Below are 17,271 nucleotides of genomic sequence, written 5' to 3' on the forward strand. Positions count from 1 at the left end.
GATTTTTTAAAATTTAAAATTATAACTTACCGCTGGAACTACTCCAAAAATAGACAATTGCACCGCTTCGTTGACTCCTGTATCTGCATTTTGACGAAAGTTAATTGAAGCCGCATTCATTCGGTTATAAAGATTATAAATACTGAACACCCATTCGCCTTTCCAATTTCGGTCTTTATTTTTTCTAGGTGTCAAAGTTGCAGAAATATCCAAATGATGATAAGCCGGAAGCCTGTTTTCATTTCTCAAGCCATAACTGGGAACCACAATTCCAAGATATTCGTACTGCCCATTTGGATATGAAACGGGCTGTCCCGACTGTAAAGCAAAATTAGCCCCAAATGACCATTTTTCATTTAAATTATAAGCGGAAGTAATGGCTAAATTATGAGTTTTGTCGTAAGCAGAAGCGTACCACTGACCGTTATTGATTCCTGTTTCTTCTGGTGTTCTGCCAGGAGTCTGTTGTTCAGATTTGGAAATGGTATAAGCTATCCAGCCGTTAAACTTTCCTTTGTTTTTCTTAACCATAATTTCCAATCCATAAGATCTCATTTGTCCATTTAGAATAACCTGTTCGACCGCATTATTGGCAATTAAATCGGCTCCATCAATGTAATCAAGTCGGTTTTGGATTTCTTTGTAGTAGGTTTCTACTTCTAATGAATAAGAACCATTATAAATATTTCTGAAATAACCAAGGGCTACTTGATCTGCAAGCTGTGGTTTGATATACTGATCACTCGGCATCCAAACATCCAATGGAGTAGGAGAAGAAGTGTTTGAAATTAATTGAAGATACTGTGCCATTCGATTGTAGCTTGCTTTTAGCGCCTGATCTTCATTTAATTGATAAGAAATAGAAAATCTGGGTTCAAAATTATTGTAACTCTTAATCGCTTTATTTTTACCAAAATATTTTGTAGAAGTTGGCGTACCTTTCTCATAAATCTGCATATCTGTATTAAAAGTTACGGCCTGATTGTTTTCGTAATAATTGATGGTTGATGCGCCTAATCTGTAAAAAAGGCTGTAACGCAATCCATAAGAGATATTGATTTTATTAGAAAGCTGACTTTCGGCATCTAAATAAACAGAAGGTTCAAAAGCATGTTTTTTATCTAGCTGATCCGGATTAATTCCAGAATCTTCTCCTGTTGGTTTTATGGTTCCTGGATTAAATTCATAATAAGTTCCATTTAATCCGTAATTCAGTTTGAATTTGTCAGACAGATAATGCTTAAAATCGTATTTGATATTGTAGTTTTTAATACCAGAATCCCAGTTGAAACCAACATAATCAAGGTCTAATCCGTAATAATAATCACTGTAAATTAAAGATAAGTTGGCAAATAGCTTATCAGAATACAAATGATTCCATCTCAAATTTAAGATCGAGTTTCCGTAAGTATTGGTGAAGCTTTTATTTAAGCTGAAAACATCGCGTCCAAAATAACCAGATAAATATAAACTGTTGTTATCGTTAAGTTTGTAAGTCAATTTAGTATTTAAATCATAAAAGTATGCTGAGTTGTCTTTATCTTCTTCAGAAAATTTTAGAAATAAATGAGCATAAGAAGCTCTTCCGCCAATTAAGAAAGAACCTTTATCTTTCACAATTGGCCCTTCGGCAAGCAGACGACTCGAAATTAACCCGATACCGCCATTCATATGGAATTCTTTACTGCTGCCGTCTTTTTGGTAAATATCCAAAACAGATGAAGCTCTTCCGCCGTATCGCGCCGGAATACCGCCTTTGTACAATTTTAAATCTTTAATGGCATCTGGATTAAAAACGGAAAAGAATCCGAAGACATGCGAGGAATTAAATATTGTGGCTTCATCTAAAAGTATTAGGTTCTGGTCTGCACCGCCTCCACGAACATTAAATCCTGAAGCGCCTTCGCCAGCATTGGTTACACCTGGAAGCAATAAAATAGATTTCAAGACATCTACTTCTCCCAAAACAACAGGCATTTTTTTTATGGTTGAAATAGAGAGTTTATTAACGCTCATTTCGGGCGACTTCACATTTGTTTTTCCTTTATTTTCTGTAATGACAACTTCCTGAAGCTCTTCGCCAGAACTGATAGAAAAGTTGGTCTTTGTATTTTTATTTAGAATAATAGTCTTTTGAATGGTCTGATATCCTACATAACTGATTTCAATTTCATATTCTCCTTTAGGTGCAGAGAGCGAATAAAAGCCATATTCGTTTGTGGTGGTTCCAATTTTTAGGCTTGGGATGTAGAGGTTAACGCCAATTAAAGTTTCGTTATTTTTACTGTCAATGATTGTACCGCTTAACGTAAATTTTTCCTGAGAGAAAGAACTGAAAATCGTTAAAATAAAAATAAAAAAGGTGCAGGTACTTTTAATAATCATTGCATTGATTTTGATTTACATAGATAATCAATTCTCGCTAAATATTTCTTCGAAACTACTGTTAAACATAAGTTAAGATAAAAAAAGGACAACCTTTAGAGTTGTCCTTTTCGTGTTTATTCTAAAAACGCAAGTGCGTCTGAATTATTTAATTTTTGCAATAATTGCGTTGAATGTTTCACTAGGACGCATTGCTTTACTTACTAACTCTGGAGTTGGCTGGTAATAACCGCCAATATTTTGAGCTTTTCCTTGAGCACCAATTAACTCAGTATCAATTTTAGCTTCATTAGCTTCAAATTCTGCTGCAATTGGAGTAAAGATCGCTTTTAGTTCAGCATCTTTAGTTTGAGCGGCTAAAGCTTGAGCCCAATAGAATGCTAAATAGAAATGAGATCCACGGTTATCAATCTGACCCACTTTACGAGCTGGAGATTTATCATTTGCTAAGAATTTATCATTAGCCTGATCTAAAGTTTCAGATAAAACAATCGCTTTTTCATTGTTTAAAGTTTGTCCTAAATGTTCTAATGAAGCACCAAGAGCTAAAAACTCTCCAAGAGAATCCCAGCGTAAGTATCCTTCTTCTGTAAATTGCTCAACGTGTTTTGGAGCAGAACCTCCAGCACCAGTTTCGAACAATCCGCCACCGTTCATTAAAGGAACGATAGACAACATTTTAGCAGAAGTTCCTAATTCTAAGATTGGGAATAAATCTGTTAAATAGTCACGTAAAACGTTTCCTGTTACAGAAATAGTATCTAAACCTTTGATGATTCTGTCTAAAGTAAATTCAGTTGCAGCAACTGGGTTTAAAATACGGATGTCTAAGTTTGTAGTATCGTATTCTTTAAGGTATTTTTGAACTTTTACGATTAATTCTCTATCGTGTGCTCTATTTTCGTCTAACCAGAAAACAGCAGGAGTATCAGATAAACGAGCTCTGTTTACAGCCAATTTAACCCAGTCCTGAATAGGAGCGTCTTTTGCTTGACACATTCTGAAAATGTCATTAGCTTCAACGTTTTGTTCCATTAAAACAGTTCCGTTTGCATCAATAACACGAACAACTCCGTCAGCTTTCATTTGGAAAGTTTTGTCGTGAGATCCATATTCTTCAGCTTTTTGAGCCATTAATCCAACATTTGGAACACTTCCCATTGTTTTAGGATCAAAAGCACCGTGTTTTTTACAGAAATCAATAGTTGCTGTGTAAACTCCAGCATAAGATCTGTCAGGAATAACAGCAAATGTATCTTGTGCTTTTCCTTCTTTGTTCCACATTTGTCCAGAAGTACGAATCATTGCCGGCATAGAAGCATCAACAATTACGTCAGATGGAACGTGTAAGTTTGTAATTCCTTTATCAGAGTTTACCATTGCTAAAGCTGGTCCATTAGCGATTGCTTGATCGATAGCCGCTTCAACTTCTGCCTGCTCAGGTCTTCCAGCGATTTTAGCGTAGATGTCACCTAAACCGTTTCTTGTGTCAACATTTAATTCTGCGAATAAAGTTTCGTATTTTTTGAAAACATCTGCAAAATATACTTCAACGATAGCGCCAAAGATAATTGGATCAGAAACTTTCATCATAGTCGCTTTTAAGTGTACAGAAAGTAAAACTCCTGCAGCTTTAGCTTCAGCGATAACATCAGCAGCAAAAGCTTTCAATTTGCTTACGCTTAAAACAGAGCTATCAATGATTTCGCCTGTTTTTAATGGAGTACTTGCTTTAAGAACAGTTGTAGTTCCGTCTTTAGCAACAAATTCGATTTTTACATCATTTGCTTCATTTACAGTTAATGATTTTTCACTACCGTAAAAATCACCACCTGACATAGAAGCCACTTTAGTTTTTGAGTCAGCAGACCAAGCACCCATTGAGTGTGGATTTGCTTTTGCAAAGTTTTTAACTGCTCTTGGGGCTCTACGGTCAGAGTTTCCTTCACGTAAAACTGGGTTTACAGCAGAACCTAGAACTTTTGCATATTTAGCTTTGATTTCCTTTTCAGCATCGTTTTGAGGATCTTCAGGGAAATTTGGTACATTGTATCCGTGCGATTGTAATTCAGCAATAGCCGCTTTTAATTGCGGTACAGATGCTGAAATGTTTGGTAATTTGATAATGTTAGCTTCTGGCTGAGTTGCTAATTGACCTAATTCTGCCAATGCATCTCCAGTTTTTTGAGCATCAGTCAAAGATTCTGGGAAGTTTGATAAAATTCTTCCTGCCAGCGAAATATCTCTGGTCTCGATTTCAATTCTAGCTGTAGCTGTAAATGCTTGAACAATTGGTAACAAAGAGTAAGTGGCCAATAACGGCGCCTCATCAGTTAAGGTGTAAAAAATTTTTGATTTTGTCATTTTCTTTTTTTTTTATAATCGTATCGTCAGGAGTTAACGATGGCAAAGATATATTCGGCTCAAAATGAGCGGAGCAAATATAATAAAATCACAACGAAATCGGTTGAGTTTTCGCGAGAAAAGGCGAAATTAACAGATTGTTATTTCATATCCGATATATTGCTAAATCGATGATTTTGGTATTAAAAAATTACGGTTTTGATATTGGTTAAAAATAAGGCATAAAAAAAACTCGTTTCAAATGGTATGAAACGAGTTTTTTATAACAACTAGATAAATGATTATCTTCTTTTATCTTTAATCTTAGCTTTTTTACCAGTAAGTTGTCTGAAGTAGAAAATTCTAGCTCTACGTACAGCACCTTTCTTGTTGATTTCAATTTTTTGTAAAGCTGGTAAGTTTACTGGGAAGATACGCTCAACACCAACAGAACCAGACATTTTACGAATAGTAAAAGTTTCTGTAACACCAGAACCTCTTCTTTGAATTACAACTCCTTTAAAAAACTGAGTTCTTGTTTTTTCACCCTCTTTAATTTCGTAGAAAACAGTAATTGTGTCTCCAGCTCCGAAATCTGGGAAATCTTTTTTAGCAACGAATTCGTCTTGAACGAATTTTAATAAATCTGCCATGATAATTTAAATTATGGTTTTATATAAGATCAACATTCACGGATCTCGCCAGAGGTTGGTCAAATTCGGGTGCAAATGTAGATAAAAAAAATTAAATTCCAATAAAAATAAATCCAAATTTTATTTTTTTAAAATGCTGATAAAATGGGAGTTAAGTGTAGTTTGCAGTGTTCAGTTTTTTAGTATTCAGTCTGTTGAGGTAGTTTGCAGTAATTCTGAAAACTGAATACTAAAAAACTGAACACTGAGTACTATTTATCTTCCAGTAAATCTGGCCGTCTATTTTTAGTATGTTCAAACGCCATATCTTCACGCCATTTATCAATTTTTGCCGCATGTCCGCTGGTTAAAACTTCTGGGACTTTCCAGCCTTTATAATCTGCAGGTCTCGTGTAGATTGGACCTGATAATAAATTGTCTTGAAAACTATCTGTCAAGGCTGAGGTTTCATCACTTAAAACTCCAGGAATTAATCGTATTAAGGCATCAGATAAAACTATTGCGCCTAATTCTCCTCCAGACAAAACATAATCGCCAATCGAAATCTCTTTCGTAATGAAATGATCTCTAACTCTTTGGTCAACACCTTTATAGTGACCACATAAAATAATAATGTTTTCATACATTGACATTTTGTTGGCCATTTTCTGATTTAGTGTTTCTCCATCGGGTGACATATAAATTATTTCGTCGTATTCACGCTGGCTTTTTAAATGCGTAATACAATCGTCAATAGGCTGAATTGTCATAACCATTCCAGCTCCACCTCCAAAAGGATAATCATCAACACTTTTTTGACGATTAGTGCTATAGTCACGAAGATTGTGAAAATGAACTTCAACCAAACCTTTATCAATGGCACGTTTCATAATCGAAGCCTCAAAAGGGCTTTTTAATAATTCAGGCAAAAGTGTAATAATGTCAATTCGCATTTTTTATTCAATAGTTTTCTTGTTGGCAAAGATACAAAGTTAATTTTTGGAAATTTTCAAAGATTTATAAGTTGCTTTTTGTCAGTATGTTATAGGATTTTACATTAATCCATGCATTTCATCGTATAAATCGTGCACTTTATCGGATTTAATGTTGTAATAACATTTTAGCTGGTTTATTTGGTAGAATAGTGTTAAATTTATAGGAATTTACTACTTAATCTAAAAACTACCAGACTTAATTATGAAAAAAACTTTACTATTGCTCGTTATTGCAGTTTTGCATACTTCGTGTTCCAGCACTAATAAAACCAATGAAAAATGGCTTGGAGAGACCAGGCAGAAACTAATGAGGAGTTGGGGGCCTCCCGTGAGAATACTTCATGATGATCAAGACAATGAAATACTTCTTTATGCTGATCAAGTTTTTACAAAAGATCATAATGACGATGCGGGAATTGCAGGTCCATCTTACTGGAAATATGATTATATGTATGTTAATAAAGAAGGGAAAATTTATTTATGGCATAGTGAAAATCAAAAATTCCCTCCACAGTCAGTTGACTCAAAAAATTTAGCGGGTGTAAATTCTAAGAGATAAAAACATTTTGTTTCAGATTTACATTCACAAATAAATAGTATTTTTAAAGTATCGCTTTAGAAATACTATTTATATTTTATAACAATGCCTTCAACAAAAATAAAGATACTTGCCATAACGGGAAGTACTAGAAATAACTCCAGTAATTTTAAAATTCTGCAATACATTTCCAATCATTTAAAAGCAGAATTTGAAGTTGCAATATTCGAGAATATTGCAACACTTCCTCATTTTAATCCAGATTTGGATACCGAAAATCCTCCGCAGGAAATAATTTCATTCAGAAATAAAATAGAACAATCAGATGGTGTTTTAATTTGCACGCCCGAATATGTATTCAGTCTGCCCGGAAGTCTTAAAAATGCTTTCGAATGGTGTGTTTCTACAACAATTTTTTCAAATAAAATGACTGGCTTAATAACAGCTTCAGCTTCTGGCGAAATGGGACACGAGCAGCTTTTGTTAATTATGACAACTTTGGGAGCTAAATTTGATGATAAAACCCAGCTTTTAATTCAGGGTGTTCGAGGTAAAATCAATGTTGACGGAGAAATTATAGGAGAAGAAACAAAACATGCACTTCAAAATTTTATAAAAAACTTTGAGAATCATTTTTTATGATAAATTTACTTTCTGAAACTTATCTAACCACATGATTACAAGAAGAAATTTTATAGTAACCACAGGACTTGCCACAACTGCTGTTTGGGCTCGGCCATCATTAGCATTTTGTATGAGAAAAAAAGAAATAGGGCTTCAATTGTATACCCTTCGCAAAGAACTTCCAAAAGATGTAAAAGGAACTTTAGAGAAAGTAGCAAAGGCAGGATATACCACAGTTGAAACGTATGGCTTTTCAACTAAAGATCAATTTTGGGGATTGACTCCTAAAGAACTTAAAAAGATTTTGGATGATAATGGTCTTAAAGCGTTAAGCGGCCATTATAATTTAGGGAGTTTTTTATATGATGGAAATAAAGACGAATTAATTGCGTCGATAGAAGCAGCAAAAATTCTAGAAAGCGAATTTTTAACCATTCCCTGGATTGATGAACCTTTTAGAAGAAATATTGACGATTATAAAAAGATTGCCACTCGACTAAATGAAGCCGCAGTCATGTGCAAAAAAGCAGGTTTGAAACTGGCTTATCATAATCATGATTTTGAGTTTCAAAAACACGATGGAACTACGGGTTACGAGATCTTATTAAAAGAAACAGATAAAGATTTGGTTTATTTCGAATTGGATTTATATTGGGTAATTCATTCAGGAAATGATCCTTTAAAATTATTCAAGGAAAATCCTGGACGTTTTAAAATATGGCACGTGAAGGATAAAGACAAAAACAGCAATGATTTAAATACAGAAATAGGTTCTGGAACCATCGACTTTAAATCTTTGTTCCAAGAAGTAAAACAATCTGGAATGGTTCATTTTTTTGTAGAACAGGAAAATAATTTTGCGAAAGATTCTTTTGAATCGATTAAACAGAGCTGCGATTTTATCTCTAAAAACATACTCTAATTAAATTTTTATTTATGAAGAAAGTCCTTTTGCTTGTAGCAGTGATTCTTTTGTCTTGTCAATCTGAGAAAAAAGATTACTTTGATAGTATCGCAGAAAATGACGTTAAACTTTTTCCTCCAAAGCCCGGTGATTGGTTGTATTCACATAAAGAAAAAGGACAAACTTTTGATCAATTTACTAAGTCTAAACATATAGTTCCAACAAAAGAAAATAATATAATTTATTTAAAGCCAATAGGTGGATTTGATTCCTTGCAAGTTAAACAAATTGAATTGGTTCGTCAATATCTAAAAATATTTTTTCAGCTTGAAACCAAAGTTCAGGAGGAAGTATCAAATGATATTATTCCGAAACATGCGAGAAGAATCGGTTCAGAAGGGCAAGATCAATTTTTAGCGGGTTTTATTTTGGATAGTGTTTTGAAAAAAGAAAGGCCTCAGAACGGAATTGTATTAATGGCTTTAACAGAGAAAGATTTGTATCCAAAACCGGAATGGAGTTTTGTTTTTGGCCTGGCTTCTTACAGAGATAAAATTGCCGTAAGTTCTATTTATAGAATGCAAAAAGAAGCCGATTTTAATTTAGGTTTAGAAAGATTATTGAAGATATGTTCTCACGAAATAGGTCATATGTTTGGTCTTTATCATTGTATTGAGGCTAATTGCGTTATGAATGGAACTAACAGTATGTCAGAAACAGATTCTCATTCTATTAGATTATGTTCGCTGTGTCAAAGAAAATTGAATTCAGGAATTAAATACGATAATCTAAAAAGACTAAAAGAATTAGAAAAATACTTTAAAGAAAATAATTTGACCAATGGATTAACTCTAATGGAAAAAGATTTCGAAAAAATTAAAAATAAATAGAAATGAAAACAAGTAAAGAGTTTTTAAAAGGAGATGAAATAGAGTGGGAAGTAGTTGGAGAAGGAATCAAACGCAAGATTTTGGCTTTTGATGAAAGAATAATGCTTGTCAATGTTCATTTTGAAAAAGGAGCAATAGGTGTTTTGCATGAACATTATCACACACAAGTTACTTATATAGCGAGCGGAAAATTTGATGTTACCATAAATGGAGTTACGCAGGCTTTAAAAGAAGGGGACAGTTTTTACATTCCTCCTCATGCAATTCATGGAGTTGTATGTCAGGAAACAGGAATGCTGACAGATGTTTTTAGTCCAGCTAGAGAAGATTTTTTGAATTACTAAACGGTTCAAAATCAATTGAAATTTGATCTCAAAATTCTGATCTAATCTTAAAATTAAAAATTTTATAACTTTTTTAAAGTTTCAATTAAGATTAGATCGGTATTTTTGCAGCATGAATTTATCCAAAACAAATGTACTTTTTATGGCAGTTTGCACTGGTCTTATAGTTGCAAATCTTTATTACTGCCAGCCTTTGATTGTTTTAATTGCCAACGAATTTAAAATTCAAGAAGCCAATGCCGGAACTATAACTTATTTAACTCAGGCAGGTTATGCAATTGGTTTATTTTTTATGGTGCCTCTTGGTGATAAAATAGAAAGAAAAAGGCAGATTTTAATGACCACTTTTGCAACAGTACTTGCTTTGCTGATTGCGGCCACAGCCAAAAGTTTTCTAGTCTTGCAGATTGCTTCTTTATTAATTGGAATTACTTCCATTGTACCACAGCTTATTTTACCATTAGCAGCTTCTTTGAGCGCGCCTGAACAACGTGGAAAAGTGGTTGGAACAATTATGAGTGGTCTTTTAGTTGGAATTCTGCTTTCACGAACTTTAAGCGGATTCATCGGTCAGGTTTTAGGCTGGAGATCGATGTTTTATATTGCCGCAGGAATTTGTCTTTTGATCTTTTTTGTCATTCAAAGTAAATTTCCAGTTAATAAACCGCAGTTTCAAGGAACTTACGGACAGTTAATCAAGTCATTATTTACTCTTATAAAAACACAGCCGGTTTTGCGTGAAGCAACGGCAATCAACGTTTTTAGTTTTGCTCAGTTTGGAGCTTTTTGGACTACTATGGTTTTATTGCTTTCAGGCGAACCGTTTAATTTTAATAGTGCAACAATTGGTTTATTCGGAATTGTTGGTGCTTCAGGAGCTTTAGCAGCGCCTTTAGTTGGGAAATTAGGAGATAAAGGAAACTCAAGAATTGCAGTTGGTTATGGTATTTTATTGGTTTTAATCAGCTTTTTGATTTTCTATTTTTCAATTGAAAGTGTAATCGGAATTGCAATTGGAATTGTGTTTATTGATATAGGAATTCAAGGTGTACACATTTCAAACCAAACCCGTGTGTACTCTTTGCTGCCAGAAGCTAGAAACAGACTGAACACTGTATTTATGTCACTTACCTTTTTAGGAACTGCAGTGGGATCTGCTTACGGACTATTATTATGGAAATTGGGCGGATGGCATGCAGTAACTATTGGCTGTATGGTATTGTCTTTACTATCATTAACAGTTTACGGATTGACTTATAAATCAAAATCTAAAAGGCAGAAAGCGCAAATGGATTAAAAAATTAATTTGTAAATTTGCGTTCAATTAAAAAATAACAACATGGAAAACGGAATATACGCTAAATTCAACACTAGCAAAGGTTCGATTTTAGTAAAACTAACACACGATTTAACACCTGGAACTGTAGGTAACTTTGTGGCTCTTGCAGAAGGAAATATGGAAAATAAAGTAAAACCTCAAGGACAAAAATTCTATGATGGTTTAAACTTTCACAGGGTTATTGCTGATTTCATGATTCAAGGTGGATGTCCTAAAGGAACTGGAACTGGAGATCCTGGATACAAATTTGATGACGAATTCGTGCCAAGTTTAAAACACGATCGTCCAGGAGTTTTATCTATGGCAAATTCAGGACCAGGAAGTAATGGTTCTCAATTTTTTATTACTCACGTCCCAACTCCTTGGTTAGATGGAAAACACACTGTTTTTGGTCATGTTATCGAAGGGCAAGATGTTGTAGATGCTGTTGCTCAAGGTGATACATTAGAAACTTTAGAAATTATTAGAGTAGGTGAAGAAGCTCAAAAATGGAACGCTATTGAAGCTTTCATTGGTTTAAAAGGGGCTCGTCTAAAAAGAGAAGCGGCTTTAAAAGCAGAATCTGAAGCAAAAATGGAACAATTAGCCGCTGGTTTTGATAAAACAGAAAGCGGTTTACGTTATAAAATGATTCAAAAAGGAGAAGGTAAAAGAGCTGAAGCTGGAAAAACTGTTTCTGTTCACTACGAAGGTTCTTTAGAAAACGGAAAAGTTTTTGATTCCTCTTACCCACGTAAAAAACCAATCGAATTCAAATTAGGAATCGGACAGGTTATTGAAGGATGGGACGAAGGTATTGCTTTATTACAGGTTGGAGACAAAGCTCGTTTTGTAATTCCATCTGATTTAGCTTACGGACCATCTGGTGCAGGAGGGGTTATTCCGCCAAATGCAACTTTAGTTTTTGACGTTGAATTAATGGACGTAAAATAAGAATTTAGAAGCAATTTAGTATTGTTTTAAATAGCAATCCCATATACCACGGTATATGGGATTTTTTTATATTTACTATAAAAACAAAGCTGATGAAAAATATTTTAATCGTTGCAGGGCTTGCATTATTTATGGTTGCTTGCGGATCTCAAAAAACGGCAGCCGTTGCTTCGACAACTGCTGAACCATCAAAGACAGTTGCATTGACTCCTGAATTAGAAGCAGGTAAAAACATGTATGAGAACAATTGTGCAAAATGCCACAAATTGTACGATCCGAAGAAATTTACAAAAGAAGAATGGGCTCCAATTTTAGTAAGAATGGGGAAAAAAGCGAAATTAGACGAAACCCAATTAGCATCTGTTACAGATTACATTCATTCGCAACTGTAGTTTGCGTTTTAGAAAAAGCATAAAAAAACTGTTCAGTCGAACAGTTTTTTTATTTTCAAATAGATATAAAAAAAACACCGTCAAAGAATGAGGTGTTTAAAAAGTTAGGAATGCGAAACAGCCGAATTATCTACAGCTACTACTTTTAATGTCTTAATACCAGCCGGCAGTTCCCAATCTACTTCGTCGTTTTCCTTAAAACCAATAATAGCTACACTTAAAGGTGCTAGAATTGAAATTTTAGATTGTTTGATGTCTGCAGCAGATGGTAAAACAATTTGAATTTTCATTTGCTTGTTAGCTTTTACATCTTCAATTGTTACAATCGAATTAATTCGGATTACAGAACTGTCCAGTTCGCTTTCTTTACTGATTATAGCGCGGTCTAATTCCTGCGAAAGCTGATTGGCTTCTTTAGTATTGGTTGAGTTTTTACTTTTTAAAATCAATTCTCTTAAAAATTGATAATCTGATTTACAGAAAGTGGGTGTGGGTTTCATATCTATATTGAATTTATTGTTATACTTTTTAAGTAATTTTTCTTCTTATAGGATTTATAAACAAATGCATTGTAGTCTTAAAAAAGACTGTTAAATGAAATTTTTAAATTGGAAAAACAAAAAAATATCTGACCAAAATTGATTTTTGTCAAATAAAGAAATGTTTAAGCTTGATGTAAATCCTCCGTCAAAAAGAAGAAAACTGAAGTAGACGGAGGCCTAATTAATAAAGGCCTTATTATGTGAAATAATTACAGCATCAAGCGGTTTTGCAATGCAAAACGACTTTATAGAGGCTGTAAATGGTATTTTATTTCCCATAAGGATGATTAAATTGATCTACAAAGATAGGGAATCTTTTTGGATTTAATGCGTATTTACTTCCATTTTATGCCGCAACCCAAACTTGGCTTTTGCGGTTCTTTTAAACTTCTGTTATAAATTAAGGCATCTATAGCGCCTCTTAGATCGCTTCCGCTAAGCGGAATTCCGTTGCCAGGTCTTGAATCGTCAAGCTGTCCGCGGTAAAACAAACGGTTTTGATTATCGAACAAATAAAAGTCTGGCGTACAAGCTGCCTGATAAGCTTTTGCCGTTTCCTGTCTTTCGTCGTACAGATATGGAAAATCTATTCTGTTTTCCAGAGCAAATTTGGTCATTAGCTCTGGAGAATCCTGCGGATATTTTACAACATCATTGCTTGAAATAGCGATTACTCCAATTCCCATAACGCGATAATCATTAGCAATCATAACCACTTCTTGAATAACATGATGCACAAATGGACAGTGATTGCAGATAAACATAACTAAGGTTCCTTTTGACCCTTTCAAATCTTCAAAAGTTAAAGTGTCATTAGAATTGGTATCTTTTAAATAAAAATCAGGTGCAATTGTGCCTAAAGGAAGCATTGTCGATTCTGTACGTGCCATTTTATTACAAATTTGATTTTCAAAAATAGCTTTAAAAAACTGTAAATAAAAGCGCACAAGAATAAAAAATATCCAAAGAAGCAGTTAGCTTTTCGAGCTTGCTCTTTGGATACTATTTTTATTTTTCTAAGAATTTAAAAATTGTAGTAAATCCTCATTTAGTTTTTCTCTTTCGGTATAAAATAAACCATGCGGAGCGCCTTCATAAACAATGAAGTTGTTATTTTTGATACCTTCAGCTGCTTTTTTTGACGTTAAATCCATTGAAACTACTTTGTCGTCATCTCCATGAATAATTAAAGTTGGAACTTTTATAGAACTCAACTCATCTCTAAAATCAGTTGTGTTTAAAGAGGCGGCGCATTGTAATGTTGCTCTAGGTGAAGCTGCTGAGCATAAATTTCTATAGTATTCTAATAGAGGGTTGCTTACAGGCTTATTGATGATGTTTACGCCAAAAAAGATTTTGCCAAAATTGTCCAGAAAACCAATTCGGTCTTCTTTTATGGATGTGGCTGTATTTTCGCTTTTTTCTACTGGTCTTCCATCAGGATTGTCTTCCGTTTTTAATAAAAATGGAATGATAGATGAAATTAGGGCAGCTTTTGTGATTCCTTTTCCGTGATGTCTGCTAAAGTAACGAACCACTTCGCCACCACCCATTGAGAAACCAACCAAAGTTGCTTCTTCTAATTGAAGCTGTTCGATAATTTCGCTTAAATCATCTGTCAGAGTATCAAAGTCATATCCGTCCCAAGGCTGGGAAGATTTTCCAAAACCTCTTCTGTCATAAGCGATAACTCTGTAATTATTCTGAACTAAAAACTCAATTTGATATTCCCACATTTCATTAGACAAAGGCCAGCCGTGAATTAAAATTACGGGTTTTCCTTTGCCATAATCTCGAACGTAAAGACGAACGTTTTGAGCGGTTTCTATATATTTATCAGTATTGTGATGTTTTACATCAAAGTCGTAATCTCTAAGAGAAGGATTGGCATTCATTAAACTATTTTCCATTTTGTATCTTTTTAATGTTAGTTTTTCTCCATATTCCGTAAAATTAGAGGTGAATGCCAAAAAAAAGATTATAGAATTAATCCCGATCATTACAAAATTAATAGGTTTGTAAATCTAACAACATTATAAAGATGGATTTAACCTGGAACGAATTTGAACGCACAGACATGCGCGTAGGAACTATTTTAGAAGTCAATGATTTTCCTGAGGCTAGAAAACCAGCCTATCAGTTAACAATAGATTTTGGCTCAGAAATCGGAATTAGAAAATCATCAGCGCAAATAACCAAAAGATATAAAAAAGAAGATTTGATTAATCGGCAAATTGTGGCGGTTGTTAATTTTCCTCGAAAACAAATTGGAAAATTTATGAGTGAATGCCTAGTTCTTGGAGCTGTAGGAAAGGAAGGAGATGTGATTTTATTAGCTCCGGATTTTAAAATAGAAAATGGATTACGTATAGGTTAGTGTTCAGTGTTTAGGTTTTTAGTGTTCAGTTTGCAAGAGTTTAATTATCGTTACTGAACACTAAAAATCTGAACACTGACTACTTTTTAATATTCTCAATTAACTTCTGTAATAGCAACTGTCCTTCCTCCCAATATTTTAAATCAGAATCAGAATTAATGTGTCCTTGCTGACCGATATTTACAAAATCACTCCCCCATTGCTCAGCGAAGTATTTTTTTCTTTCGAAAGAAGCATAAGGGTCATTTTCGCTTGCTACAACTACAGACGGAAAAGGTAATTTGTAAAGTGGAATCGGAGAGAAGTTTCTTGTGCACTCTGGTGTGTGTTGAGGTGAATCGACATCAGCAGGAGCAACCAAAAAAGCACCAATTATATTTGGATTATTATATTTTTCTGCCCAATGTAAAACCAATGAAACAGCCAGACTATGCGCTACAAGAACGGTTGGTTGGTCTAGTTTTAAAATGTTTTCGTTTAAGCGCGCAAGCCATTCTTCTCGAACAGGCTCGTCCCAATTGTCTTGTACAACGCGAATCGAGTTTTCGAATTTTTGATGCCAAAAGGTTTGCCAGTGTTTTTCTCCAGAATCTCCAAGTCCTGGTATAATTAAAAGTTGTGTCTCCATTGCCGTGGAATTTTTTATTTAGTGATTATTTTTTAAGTTCTTTTAAAATTCGGTTTACTTCATTAACTAAAAGTGGAAAAGCAGGTTCTGTCATGCCGTGACCGTAGCCGTCCAATTCGTAAAGTTTGGTTTGTTTGTGTCCGTTCAGTTTCATCATTCTTGCCATATAAGCGTTTTCTTCGTAACGTCCCAGCATTTCTAATTCACGATCTCCAGTAATTAATAACAAAGGCGGAGCATCGCCGCGAACATGAAATAAAGGAGCAAAAGCATCAATTGTAGGCTGTTTTTCCGGAATTCCGTTTTCTCTTCTAATTTCAAAATGCGTAATGCATTGTCCGCTAAACGGAATAAGTCCCGCAATTTGATTGGCATCGATATTTTCTTTTTGAAGCCATTTTTTATCTAAACCAATCATCATTCCTAAATAACCTCCAGCAGAATGTCCGGAAACAAAAATCTTTGATTTGTCTCCTCCATAATTGGCAATATTGTTAAAAGTCCATGCAACGGCAGCCGCCGCGTCTTCAATCGCTTTTTCGGCTTTTGCTTTAGGAGATAATCTGTAATTTACTCCAATAATTGCAAAACCTTTGTTTTTTAAAGCTTCAGGAATTTCTTTGTTGCCACCAGTCAATCCGCCCCCGTGAAACCAAATAATGGTTGCGAAATCCTTTTTGTTTTTAGGGTAATAAATATCCAGTACGCATCTTTCATTGATATACTTATCTGATTTATTTACAGACGTACTATAATATTGAATGTTATTTTTCGTTTCATATTCTATATTCTGAGCAGATAATGAAACTCCGTAAAGAAAGAAACTTAGAAGAATAATTAATTTTCTCATTTTTTATATGGTATTGTTGAATTTATTCGATTAGATAGAATCTAAAATCTGAAGTCTAAAGTCTAAAATAATAAATTAATATATAAAAAAAGTCCAAAATGCAGAACAATTTGGACTCGTACTTTATAATAAAGTTTTATTTTGAATTAAATATCATCAAAATCAATATCTGTAAAACTAGATCTTGGAGATTCAGATTTATCTGAACTATATTCTTTTTTAAAATCTTTTTGATGTCTTTCAGAAATTACTTCTTCGCCTTTGTGGTTCAAAACATAAGAAGTCATTTCCTCTAAAATTTCTGCGAAAGCACTAAAATCTTCTTTGTACAAGTAAATTTTGTGTTTTTTGAAGTGAAAAGAACCATCTTCCTCAGTAAACTTTTTGCTTTCGGTAATAGTAATATAGTAATCATCGGCTTTGGTAGCTCTCACATCAAAGAAATAAGTTCTTCTTCCTGCTCGTAATACTTTAGAAAAAATCTCTTCTTTTTCTAACATGTCATTTTCTCTCATAATACGTTCTATCATTTTTGGAATTAATAGTACTCAAAAA

The 17,271-nt window shown here is 34.0% G+C and carries 19 protein-coding genes; 9 read left to right on the top strand and 10 right to left on the bottom strand.

All coding sequences use genetic code 11. From position 1 onward, the window contains the following. Window positions 1-6: 6 nt before the first annotated feature. The 4 genes from P2W65_RS11870 to trmD form a co-directional block, all read right to left on the bottom strand. Entirely contained in the window at window positions 7-2,385 is a 2,379-nt protein-coding gene (locus P2W65_RS11870; protein WP_289665786.1) for a TonB-dependent receptor, read from the bottom strand. Window positions 2,386-2,529: 144 nt separating this feature from the next. Then, window positions 2,530-4,749, bottom strand: coding sequence for an NADP-dependent isocitrate dehydrogenase (locus P2W65_RS11875; RefSeq protein WP_289665788.1), 2,220 nt, complete (start codon window positions 4,747-4,749; stop codon window positions 2,530-2,532). A gap of 281 nt (window positions 4,750-5,030) precedes the next feature. Then, window positions 5,031-5,381: a 50S ribosomal protein L19 gene (rplS, locus tag P2W65_RS11880; protein ID WP_111423834.1), complete on the bottom strand. Its 351-nt coding sequence runs from the start codon at window positions 5,379-5,381 to the stop codon at window positions 5,031-5,033. 251 nt (window positions 5,382-5,632) lie between these two features. After that, entirely contained in the window at window positions 5,633-6,313 is a 681-nt protein-coding gene (gene trmD / locus P2W65_RS11885) for a tRNA (guanosine(37)-N1)-methyltransferase TrmD (RefSeq protein WP_289665789.1), read from the bottom strand. A 262-nt stretch (window positions 6,314-6,575) separates the two neighbouring features. Between trmD and P2W65_RS11890 the strand changes: the two genes are divergently transcribed. From P2W65_RS11890 to P2W65_RS11925, 8 genes are all read left to right on the top strand, one after another. Continuing rightward, window positions 6,576-6,914, top strand: coding sequence for a hypothetical protein (locus tag P2W65_RS11890; RefSeq protein ID WP_289665790.1), 339 nt, complete (start codon window positions 6,576-6,578; stop codon window positions 6,912-6,914). 84 nt (window positions 6,915-6,998) lie between these two features. Next, window positions 6,999-7,535 (top strand): NADPH-dependent FMN reductase, encoded by a 537-nt coding sequence (locus tag P2W65_RS11895; RefSeq protein WP_289665791.1) that lies wholly within the window; start codon window positions 6,999-7,001, stop codon window positions 7,533-7,535. Between the two features lie 31 nt (window positions 7,536-7,566). After that, window positions 7,567-8,439: a sugar phosphate isomerase/epimerase family protein gene (locus tag P2W65_RS11900; RefSeq protein WP_289665792.1), complete on the top strand. Its 873-nt coding sequence runs from the start codon at window positions 7,567-7,569 to the stop codon at window positions 8,437-8,439. Between the two features lie 14 nt (window positions 8,440-8,453). Next, window positions 8,454-9,311 carry a Zn-dependent protease gene (locus P2W65_RS11905; protein WP_289665793.1) on the top strand — a complete coding sequence of 286 codons (858 nt, stop codon included), beginning with the start codon at window positions 8,454-8,456 and terminating at the stop codon, window positions 9,309-9,311. 2 nt (window positions 9,312-9,313) lie between these two features. Continuing rightward, complete coding sequence (locus P2W65_RS11910; RefSeq protein ID WP_179006914.1) at window positions 9,314-9,655, top strand: cupin domain-containing protein; 342 nt, start codon at window positions 9,314-9,316, stop codon at window positions 9,653-9,655. Window positions 9,656-9,797: 142 nt separating this feature from the next. Continuing rightward, the gene (locus P2W65_RS11915; protein ID WP_289665794.1) at window positions 9,798-10,952 is read left to right on the top strand and encodes an MFS transporter; all 1,155 of its coding nucleotides are present in this window, start codon (window positions 9,798-9,800) and stop codon (window positions 10,950-10,952) included. Between the two features lie 42 nt (window positions 10,953-10,994). Next, on the top strand, window positions 10,995-11,927 hold the full coding sequence (locus P2W65_RS11920) for a peptidylprolyl isomerase (protein ID WP_289665795.1): 933 nt from the start codon (window positions 10,995-10,997) through the stop codon (window positions 11,925-11,927). A gap of 92 nt (window positions 11,928-12,019) precedes the next feature. Beyond that, window positions 12,020-12,319, top strand: a complete 300-nt coding sequence (locus P2W65_RS11925; protein WP_289665796.1) for a c-type cytochrome — start codon at window positions 12,020-12,022, stop codon at window positions 12,317-12,319. A gap of 104 nt (window positions 12,320-12,423) precedes the next feature. Here P2W65_RS11925 and P2W65_RS11930 read toward each other — a convergent pair whose 3' ends face one another. The 3 genes from P2W65_RS11930 to P2W65_RS11940 all read right to left on the bottom strand — a co-directional run bounded on the left by P2W65_RS11930 (window position 12,424) and on the right by P2W65_RS11940 (window position 14,771). Further along, window positions 12,424-12,819: a GreA/GreB family elongation factor gene (locus P2W65_RS11930; protein WP_289665797.1), complete on the bottom strand. Its 396-nt coding sequence runs from the start codon at window positions 12,817-12,819 to the stop codon at window positions 12,424-12,426. Window positions 12,820-13,196: 377 nt separating this feature from the next. Further along, window positions 13,197-13,751, bottom strand: a complete 555-nt coding sequence (locus P2W65_RS11935) for a thioredoxin family protein (RefSeq protein WP_289665798.1) — start codon at window positions 13,749-13,751, stop codon at window positions 13,197-13,199. A gap of 126 nt (window positions 13,752-13,877) precedes the next feature. After that, on the bottom strand, window positions 13,878-14,771 hold the full coding sequence (locus P2W65_RS11940) for an alpha/beta fold hydrolase (RefSeq protein WP_289665799.1): 894 nt from the start codon (window positions 14,769-14,771) through the stop codon (window positions 13,878-13,880). A gap of 131 nt (window positions 14,772-14,902) precedes the next feature. On the opposite strand from P2W65_RS11940, the gene P2W65_RS11945 reads away from it, so the two are divergent. Beyond that, window positions 14,903-15,238 (top strand): tRNA-binding protein, encoded by a 336-nt coding sequence (locus tag P2W65_RS11945; RefSeq protein WP_289665800.1) that lies wholly within the window; start codon window positions 14,903-14,905, stop codon window positions 15,236-15,238. Window positions 15,239-15,317: 79 nt separating this feature from the next. Here P2W65_RS11945 and P2W65_RS11950 read toward each other — a convergent pair whose 3' ends face one another. The 3 genes from P2W65_RS11950 to P2W65_RS11960 all read right to left on the bottom strand — a co-directional run bounded on the left by P2W65_RS11950 (window position 15,318) and on the right by P2W65_RS11960 (window position 17,231). Then, window positions 15,318-15,866, bottom strand: coding sequence for an RBBP9/YdeN family alpha/beta hydrolase (locus tag P2W65_RS11950; RefSeq protein ID WP_289665801.1), 549 nt, complete (start codon window positions 15,864-15,866; stop codon window positions 15,318-15,320). A 25-nt stretch (window positions 15,867-15,891) separates the two neighbouring features. Then, window positions 15,892-16,716, bottom strand: coding sequence for an alpha/beta hydrolase (locus P2W65_RS11955; RefSeq protein WP_289665802.1), 825 nt, complete (start codon window positions 16,714-16,716; stop codon window positions 15,892-15,894). A 146-nt stretch (window positions 16,717-16,862) separates the two neighbouring features. Then, a complete protein-coding gene (locus P2W65_RS11960; protein WP_091496046.1) occupies window positions 16,863-17,231 on the bottom strand; it encodes a PUR family DNA/RNA-binding protein in 369 nt (122 codons plus the stop codon). Window positions 17,232-17,271: the final 40 nt, after the last annotated feature.

This window comes from Flavobacterium panacagri, from assembly GCF_030378165.1.
In the GTDB taxonomy this organism is placed as follows: Bacteria; Bacteroidota; Bacteroidia; order Flavobacteriales; family Flavobacteriaceae; genus Flavobacterium; species Flavobacterium panacagri.

Excerpts from the sequence above, each read along its gene's own strand:
- P2W65_RS11920 (WP_289665795.1), top strand. The coding sequence starts at position 10,995 with ATGGAAAACGGAATATACGCTAAATTCAACACTAGCAAAGGTTCGATT.
- P2W65_RS11905 (WP_289665793.1), top strand. The coding sequence starts at position 8,454 with ATGAAGAAAGTCCTTTTGCTTGTAGCAGTGATTCTTTTGTCTTGTCAA.
- trmD (WP_289665789.1), bottom strand. The coding sequence starts at position 6,313 with ATGCGAATTGACATTATTACACTTTTGCCTGAATTATTAAAAAGCCCT.
- P2W65_RS11955 (WP_289665802.1), bottom strand. The coding sequence starts at position 16,716 with ATGAGAAAATTAATTATTCTTCTAAGTTTCTTTCTTTACGGAGTTTCA.
- P2W65_RS11910 (WP_179006914.1), top strand. The coding sequence starts at position 9,314 with ATGAAAACAAGTAAAGAGTTTTTAAAAGGAGATGAAATAGAGTGGGAA.
- P2W65_RS11940 (WP_289665799.1), bottom strand. The coding sequence starts at position 14,771 with ATGGAAAATAGTTTAATGAATGCCAATCCTTCTCTTAGAGATTACGAC.
- rplS (WP_111423834.1), bottom strand. The coding sequence starts at position 5,381 with ATGGCAGATTTATTAAAATTCGTTCAAGACGAATTCGTTGCTAAAAAA.
- P2W65_RS11945 (WP_289665800.1), top strand. The coding sequence starts at position 14,903 with ATGGATTTAACCTGGAACGAATTTGAACGCACAGACATGCGCGTAGGA.
- P2W65_RS11895 (WP_289665791.1), top strand. The coding sequence starts at position 6,999 with ATGCCTTCAACAAAAATAAAGATACTTGCCATAACGGGAAGTACTAGA.
- P2W65_RS11875 (WP_289665788.1), bottom strand. The coding sequence starts at position 4,749 with ATGACAAAATCAAAAATTTTTTACACCTTAACTGATGAGGCGCCGTTA.
- P2W65_RS11960 (WP_091496046.1), bottom strand. The coding sequence starts at position 17,231 with ATGAGAGAAAATGACATGTTAGAAAAAGAAGAGATTTTTTCTAAAGTA.
- P2W65_RS11925 (WP_289665796.1), top strand. The coding sequence starts at position 12,020 with ATGAAAAATATTTTAATCGTTGCAGGGCTTGCATTATTTATGGTTGCT.
- P2W65_RS11950 (WP_289665801.1), bottom strand. The coding sequence starts at position 15,866 with ATGGAGACACAACTTTTAATTATACCAGGACTTGGAGATTCTGGAGAA.
- P2W65_RS11930 (WP_289665797.1), bottom strand. The coding sequence starts at position 12,819 with ATGAAACCCACACCCACTTTCTGTAAATCAGATTATCAATTTTTAAGA.
- P2W65_RS11915 (WP_289665794.1), top strand. The coding sequence starts at position 9,798 with ATGGCAGTTTGCACTGGTCTTATAGTTGCAAATCTTTATTACTGCCAG.
- P2W65_RS11870 (WP_289665786.1), bottom strand. The coding sequence starts at position 2,385 with ATGATTATTAAAAGTACCTGCACCTTTTTTATTTTTATTTTAACGATT.
- P2W65_RS11900 (WP_289665792.1), top strand. The coding sequence starts at position 7,567 with ATGATTACAAGAAGAAATTTTATAGTAACCACAGGACTTGCCACAACT.
- P2W65_RS11935 (WP_289665798.1), bottom strand. The coding sequence starts at position 13,751 with ATGGCACGTACAGAATCGACAATGCTTCCTTTAGGCACAATTGCACCT.